The 7,523-nt window shown below is 67.2% G+C and carries 4 protein-coding genes and 2 pseudogenes; 3 read left to right on the top strand and 3 right to left on the bottom strand.

All coding sequences use genetic code 11. The features are described 5' to 3' along the window. From JGS39_RS33510 to JGS39_RS33500, 3 genes and pseudogenes are all read left to right on the top strand, one after another. A partial coding sequence (locus tag JGS39_RS33510) for a transposase (RefSeq protein ID WP_219573523.1) occupies positions 1-334 on the top strand: 334 nt, incomplete at its 5' end. Between the two features lie 59 nt (positions 335-393). Then, on the top strand, positions 394-1,161 hold the full coding sequence (locus JGS39_RS33505; protein ID WP_219573522.1) for a hypothetical protein: 768 nt from the start codon (positions 394-396) through the stop codon (positions 1,159-1,161). Between the two features lie 85 nt (positions 1,162-1,246). Then, positions 1,247-1,977: pseudogene (locus JGS39_RS33500) on the top strand (transposase). 382 nt (positions 1,978-2,359) lie between these two features. Here the strand turns inward: JGS39_RS33500 and JGS39_RS33495 are convergent. The 3 genes and pseudogenes from JGS39_RS33495 to JGS39_RS33480 all read right to left on the bottom strand — a co-directional run. Continuing rightward, positions 2,360-3,760: pseudogene (locus tag JGS39_RS33495) on the bottom strand (MFS transporter). Between the two features lie 38 nt (positions 3,761-3,798). Beyond that, positions 3,799-4,653: an NAD(P)H-binding protein gene (locus JGS39_RS33485; protein ID WP_219573519.1), complete on the bottom strand. Its 855-nt coding sequence runs from the start codon at positions 4,651-4,653 to the stop codon at positions 3,799-3,801. Positions 4,654-5,342: 689 nt separating this feature from the next. Next, positions 5,343-7,523, bottom strand: a 2,181-nt coding sequence (locus JGS39_RS33480; protein WP_219573518.1) for a hypothetical protein, incomplete at its 5' end; no start/stop codon positions are given.

The following is a 7,523-nucleotide window of genomic DNA, read 5'->3' as shown; positions in this document are numbered from 1 at the left end:
ATCCGAGAAACAGTGCCTAAAGGCTTACGCCGGCGCCTCACCCGTCACCTGGGCCTCCGGCAAGAAGTCCAGCATCACCAGACGATGGGTGAAGAACGACCGGCTCAACCACGCCGGCTACCTCTGGGCGTTCTCAGCGATCACGGCCTCGCCAGGTGCCAAAGCCCACTACCGGCGGCGACGTGACGACCACGGAGACTGGCACGCCGCTGGCCAGCGCAATCTGTTCAACCGGATGCTGGGCCAGCTCCACCACTGCCTCAAGAACGGTCATCTGTTCGATGAACGCACCGCGTTCCCGACGCCGCAGGCCCCAGCACTGGCGGTGGCGTAGGTGATCCCGCCGACTCACCGCCTCCCGGAGGTCGCTCCGCAGCATGCTTGAATCACCGGATGATCGACTGGTCCACACTCCACGACGCCTACGGCCCGGCCCACGCGATACCCGGGTTGCTGGACCGAGCTGTCGGTCGTGACCAGGAGGCCATCGACGGGCTTTGGGGGCGCTTGTGTCACCAGGGGACGATCACCCCGGCGAGCATCGCCGCACTGCCGCGACTGGCGGACATCGCGAAAACCGAGAACGCCGGGGACTGGGCGCTCGATCTGGCCGGAGCCATAGCAGGTGGCCTCCTTCAACCACACGGCGCCGACGAAGAAGTCGCCCGCCGGGCGGCGACCTTGGCCGAGCTTCGCGCCCTGGCCGCCGCCCGGCTGCGGCCTGGCCTGACCGGGAAGATCTACCTAAGCCGGTTGCGGACCATGCTCGCGTTCGACGGCCAGCCCTTGTGGTTCGAGGCCCTCGACGACTTCACCGATTCCTTCGTCACTGTCGCTTGTCCGCACTGCGACGCACCGGTGACGATCGCAATCGGCGACTACGGCTGCTACTCCTCGATCCGCGACTGGAATCTGGGGGATGTCCACCAGGTCCCGCTCCGGCCGGCCACCCCGGACGAGCTGACCGGCACCGGGAGGATGTTGCACGAGACGGCCGTACGGGATGGCCAGCAACGGCTCGCCTGGGGGCTACCGCACCTGTTCGGCCAGGCGGAATGCCCAGGATGCGGAAGCGTCTTCGGCATCGCAGACGAATACGCGGCCACCAACGCACCCGCTCCATGGGACTTCGCCCGAGGCCACATCAAGGACGCTCTCTGATGACCACCGGCAGGGCCCTCCAAATCGAACAGTGAGCTCGTACCCGCTGTCCCGACTTGACGGCTTAGCGCCGTGAGGTGTCTGGATAGCCCCGTTCACCGGGCTGAGCCCACGCTGTTTTGGCAAGCTGGTGACGGCTGTGCGCCGCGAAACTGCGGCCAAGAATATCGCGGGCGCCCCTGGAGGCTGCCGCTGGAGGATCGCATCCTGTTGGTCGTCGCGTACTGGCGCACGAACTTGACGATGCGCCAGCTCGCCCCGCTGTTCGGCATCTCGAAGTCGGCGGCCGACCGGATCATCGACCACCTCGGGCCCCAGCTCGCGCTCCAGCCACGCAAGCGGTTCGCGAAGGACACCGTGCTCATCGTGGACGGCACCCTGGTCCCCACGCGGGATCGCACGATCGGCGAGCAGTCGAAGAACTACCGCTACTCCACAGCCCACCAGGTCGTCATCGACGCCGACACCCGGCTGGTCGTCGTGGTCGGCCGTCCTCTGCCCGGCAACCGGCACGACTCCCGCGGCTGGGAGGAATCCGGTGCCAAGGACGCCGTCGGCAAGACCGTGACCATCGCCGACGGCGGCTACCAGGGCACCGGCCTGGTCATCCCGCACCGCAGGGCCAAGAGCGAGGACCTGCCCGCCTGGAAGGAAGAACACAACCGCTCCCACAAACGCGTCCGGGCCCGCGTCGAGCACACCTTCGCCCGTATGAAGAGCTGGAAGATCCTGCACGACTGCCGCCTCAAGGGCGACGGCATCCACTACGCCATGCTCGGCATCGCTCGCCTGCACAACCTCAACCTCGCTGGATGACAGGTGAGTGCATGCAGCGGTCGACCACGTCAAAACCGACCTCAAGATCAGTTACGGGACAACCTTTAGACGACGGTTTCCAAGGGGCCTGATGAGGGAAGCCAGACTGATCCGCGGCCAGCCAGTCTTGCGCGCGCTGACCGCCTACGACCAGCAAAACCACCATGAGGCGAAGATCAACAGTCACCCAGTGCACGCGACCACACGAAGTGGACCAGAGCCGGTTGTCGTGTACAGAGCCAGGCGAGGGAAGTTGCCACGGAGCGCCGCGTGGTCGATGCCGTGCTTGATGTCGGGCCCCAGCCCGCTGTACGACAGGTACACGATCACGCGCAGGCCCTTGGCGCGTTCTTGTGCAGCACGGTTCCCCCTTGGATGGTGGTCAAGTGCGCTCGGGCAGGTTGGCGGGGGTGTCATGGGCCGAGGTTGCGCATGGCCCTTGGATACTCGGGCTGCCTGGGGGTGCGGCAACGGAGGCCGGTCGAGTAAGCGCGGTTAGGAGCAGGGCGACCGCGGTGGCGCCTGCGCCGACGACCACGCAGGTGATGAACCCCTCTCTGAGGTTGTGCGTCGGCCCGAGGAGTGGGCCGAAGACGGCGATGCCGATGGCTGCGCCGATCTGGCGGGAGGTGTTGAAGACTGCGGACGCGGTCCCGTGAAGGGCTGGTTCGACGGCGGCGATGGACTGCGAGGTCATGGTGGGCACGAGTAGTCCCGAGCTGAACCCGACGGGAACAAGGGCAAGTACCAGTAGCCAGAGCGCCGATGAGGTGCTGGCCCACGCCACCGCGAGGAACGTGGTGGTCAGCACGGCCTGGCCGATGCCCAGGACTGCGGTAGTTCCGATCCGTCGCGCGAGTGGGGCGGCGCAGATGCTGCCGATCGAGATGAGGCCGGTCAGAGGCAGGAACAGCAAACCGCTGACGAGCGCGCTGAGCCCGCGGCCTTGCTGGAGCATCAGGCTCATCGCGAACAGCAATCCGTAGAAGGCGAAGTTGAACAATGCGCCTTGTGCGGCTGTGGCGACGAACCTGCGGTCGGAGTAGACGCCTGGCGGTAGGAGAGGTGCCGGGGTAGAGCGTTCGACCCAGACGAAGCCGACGAGCCCGGTGACCGTCAGCGCGGCGGCGGTGATGGTTGCGGGGCTCAGCCAGCCCTGCGCGGGGGCTTGGACGAGCGCGAAGACCAGCCCGCCGATCAGTGCGGTCGCACAGCCCATGCCGACGATGTCGAGGCGCCGACTGCCCCGCGCGGTTGTGGGCATCGAGCGGATGCTCCAGAGGGCGGCGGGGATCCCGATGACCACGTTGACCGCGAACACGGCACGCCAGTTCGCGAGCGCGACGAGCGCCCCGCCCAGCAGTGGACCGGCGGCCATTCAGACGCCCCCGGCGGCGGCCCACCAGCCAACGAGTCGGTTCCGCGCTTGCTCATCGGTGGCGGATGCCGTGGCCAGGACGAGCGCGCTCGGCAGCAATAGAGCAGAGCCCGCGCCCTGGACCAACCGGGCGAAGTTGAGGACCAGCATCGAGTTGGCGGAAGCGCAGACTGCAGAGGACGCGGTGAAGACCAGCAGGCCGGCCACGAAGGCCCACTTCGCGCCGAGGGCGTCCGTGATCGCGCCGGCACCGAGCATCACCGCGGCAAAGGAGAGGGTGTAGGTGTTGACCGCCCATTCGAGCTCGGAGCGGGAGGCGTGCAGGTGCGAGGTGAGTTGGGCGAGGGTGAGGTTCACGATCGTGCCGTCGACGAAGACCATGAAGGCCGCGATCAGCGCGAGCACCACGACACCCCGACGGTGTTCGAGAGTCACGGATGCACTCATGTCGTTGCAGGCCGCGCGCTGCCCGCCGTTACCTGGCTGCGGCCCGGTCTCGTGGCAGAGGCGGCTGCGACAGCTGAAGCCAATGGGTCGCTAACTGGGCGGACGAGTATGTCGGCGAGGTCGGGGCTGGTGCCGTCCAGGAAACCGTGCCGGATGCCGGTCGCAATCGAGGCGAGCATGGGCGGCTGAAACGGCAGCAAGTCCGGCATGTCATTGAGGAGCCTGCGTCGGTACTCGCCCAGGCCGATGGTCCGGTGCGGGACTCCGAGCCGGTCGGCTACGTCCGCTGTCGTGATCGGCGCGCCGGTCAGATCGTAGGTGCGCCCGCTGTGTTGGGACGCATCTGCTGCGATGATCGCCGCGGCTTCGGCGAGGTCCGCACGGGCGACCGCGGCCAGGGCGCCGTCGCCGAACGCGGACTCCACCCCGTCGTCGCCCCACATCAGCAGACCGCCGAAGAGTTCGGCATACAGGCCGTTGCGCAGGATCGTCCACGGCAGGCCGCAAGCGCGCACGCGCCGTTCGGTCGCACGGTGCGCCAGTGCGAAACCGAGGTGGTCGCCGGCACCGGTCAGGCTCGTATAGATGATATGGCGGACACCGTCTCGGGCGGCAGCGTCCAAGACGGCCGCGTGCCGCCTGACGACCTGGTCGTCCTCGGCGTAGCCGGCGGAGACCAGCGCCAAGGTCGATACACCGGCGAGGTCAATGCCGGAGTGGTCGTCGAAATCCAGCCGCCGCATCCCGTCACTCGGGGTGCGGCTGCCGCCTGTCGCGATCGCACCGCGGGCATGAAGCGCCGCCAGAGTGGCCGCGCCGAGGTTCCCGTTCGCTCCGGTCACCAAGATCATGTCAGTCACAGTCTTCCGTTGTGGTTCTCTTCGGTAACTAGACTTGATCCTGATCCGCCCAGGTACCGTCCACAAGGAGGCAGTTCTATGTCACCTGCGCACACTGAGGTAACCGCCCAGCCCGCCGACCTCGATCCCTGCGGGCACGAAGATCACCCGGACTGCGGTGATGATCTGGGGGTTTTTGTCAGTGGTGGTTCGGCGTTGTGATGTCAGTGGATAGGTATCGGGCCCTTTGCTGTTCAGTGGGTTGTCGTGGGTGACTCGACTGCTGTCATGAATGCCGATCTGGTGCTGACGTTTTTGGTGATTATGCAGGTCAGTTAGTTGCCGGTCGGTACAGCATGGGGTGTGTTGTCGCTGGTCAGGGCCGTGGTGGCAGGGTGTCGGTTACCTGTGCAGTTGCCGCACGAAGGTTTGCTTGAGCAGCACTGCGGTAGTTTCGTCGGCGGGTCCGCAGTGAGGCTGTGAACTCGCATGGCGTGGGCGCGACGCTGCTCAGCGAGGGCGTCGCCCTGTCACCTCTTCCCATCGATCGCGGGCGGCGTCGAGCTTGGGCTGCGTCTTGTTCAGCGGCTCGTTGTTGCTGTGACGAGCAGTCACCTCATCCAGCACGTGGCGTGCCACCGCACTGTGCGCCTGGTCCCGGATGCCAAGGCGCCGGGACCAGGCGCCGTCGGCTACCGCGCTTACTTTTCGCGGGTCGCGGCTGTCAGCGTGCTGCGGAGTTGGCTGACGGTACGCCGCCACCGGCGGGCCCCGGTGCCGTCGGAGTTGAACCAGGCGTCCGTGGACTGCAGGTCCTCGAGTTCGTCCAGTTCTGTCAGTAGAGACGAGCTGTCCTGACGCCGTACTGTCGTCCTGCCGACGGTCTGTGTGAGGTTGTGCAGGCGGTGCGCCGCGCGGTAGTAGGAGACCTGGGTTTCGCTGAGGCGGCGGATGGCGTATCCGCCGCACTTGCTGCACGGGTCGAACCTGGTGTTCTGCAGGAGCTGTTCGATCGTGACCAAATCATCGTCGCTGGCGACTTCGAGGTCCCGGAGATGCCGGCATGCGGGGGAGTGGGCCCGGCCCTGGTACTGCCCGGCGGCGTCCGTCGTATAGACCTGTACCGGTGCGAGGACTCCCAGCGGAAGGTCCGAACCGCTGCCTGTGTCGGAGGCCGGCTCGAACGGTTCCAAATCCAGCTGCTCCATGGCCAGCAGGCCGTGCCAGACATCTCTGGTGAAGGGGCCGAGGCGACGGCCCTCGTCTTCGTACCTGCCGTCGAGTTCTCGCAGGTCCCGCACCCCGCGTGCCAGGGCCAAGGACCGCAGGGCCCTGTTGACGTCCTGCCGCCCCTTGCACAGGCGTGCAAGCAGCCGTTCTCCCTCTCCTGTGCTCAAGCTGCGGCCGAAGTCCGGGTTACGGGAATTGTGGACGCGCGGCAGCCACACGGATTCCCCGTCCGGCGCGCCGTCCGCCGAGGCAGCGTCGCGCTGGGCCTCAACGAGCGTGCCGGGCAGGTCATCGGCGCCGGCGATGATGACGCCCTCCCATCCGGCAGCGCAGCGCCGCTCCAGGACGGTCAGCGCGATGACCTCCGGCCCCGCCGTCATGGAGAAGACGAGATAGAGCTGGTCGGGATCCCGGGAGGCGAGGCGCTGTGCCCGCAGGTGCGCGGCAGTGACCGGGCGCCTGTCGCTGACCGGGGTGTCGTCGAACACCCCCGGACCCAGGGGCTGTTCCTCCTCGGGCGGAAGCTCCGGCGCGGCCGCCACCGCCGCGTCCTGCGCAATGCAGGAGAGCGCCGACTCGTTCCGCGACAGGAGGCGGGCGGCAACAGGCTCCGGCACCCGCAGGGCCACGGTGAACTGCTCCCAGTGCGTTTCGACGGCATACGAGGCCAGGACGCCCAGCTCCCATTCCGTGAGACGGCTGAGCGGTGAATCACCGTAGCCGCGCCCTGCAGCGTCAGGATGAGGCAGGCGAGCGATCACGTCTCTCTCTGCCTGGCCCGATGCCGTGCCCTTCTCCGCCTCGGCCTGCCAGCCGGCAAGCAGCACCCCGGCGCGGGCCAGCATCTCGTCTCGCCCCTTGCGCCGGCTGCTCATGCCGTCTGTCAGGTTGTGGGCGAGATAGGTTTGCTGGCTGGGATGGTCCCAGCCGTCAGTTACCTTGTGCTGCCACCTGTGCCACAGGGACCTCAGCTGCCGTGCCACCTCCGCCGGGGAACCGAGCGGTGTAAACGCCGGGTCGTCCTCGGGCAGAGCAGGGTCGTCCATGGCCGACACGGCTGCCGACAGGATGAGGACATCAGTGGTGACCAGCCGAGAAGCCTGTCCCAGCAGCGCGTTGAGGCGATCCCTCTTCAGCTGCACTCGGGGAGCGGCCCAGGGCTCCAGCCACGGAAACAGACTGAGGATCTGATGGACGCGGTGCAGGCTTGACGCCGCACGCCGCCATTCATCGAAGACCTGCTCGCGCACGGCCTGGGCCTCGCGCAACGCCTCCCACGCATCGTCCTCGTCCTGGTCCTCCGTGTCGTTCTGGCCGCTGCCAGGCGTGCGGTTCAGCACCGTCGCCGCCTGGTTGACATCATCGTCGCTGTACGCGTCTTCGTCGGCCGCACCGTAGTTGTCGAGTTGGTACAGCAGCCCCAATCCGCTCAGAGCCTCCAGGAAGATCCCCAACCCTGTGCCCCGGCGGGCCCACGCCCCGAACTCGGCACACCTGGGGCACAAACGGCCCACCACGGTGGCGTCCAGCGCAACCTTCCGCCGGGCAACTCCTGCCGAGCGGAGGTAGGAACACGACGCTGAAACATGCAGTCTCGCCTGCTTGCCCTGCGCCGACCAGACCGTAATCTCGGTCCCTTCGAAGGGACCGAG

Source organism: Streptomyces poriferorum, assembly GCF_019399235.1.
In the GTDB taxonomy this organism is placed as follows: Bacteria; Actinomycetota; Actinomycetes; order Streptomycetales; family Streptomycetaceae; genus Streptomyces; species Streptomyces poriferorum.
Note: the sequence above shows the minus strand (reverse complement) of the source record. Positions and strands in the feature narration are given on the sequence as shown.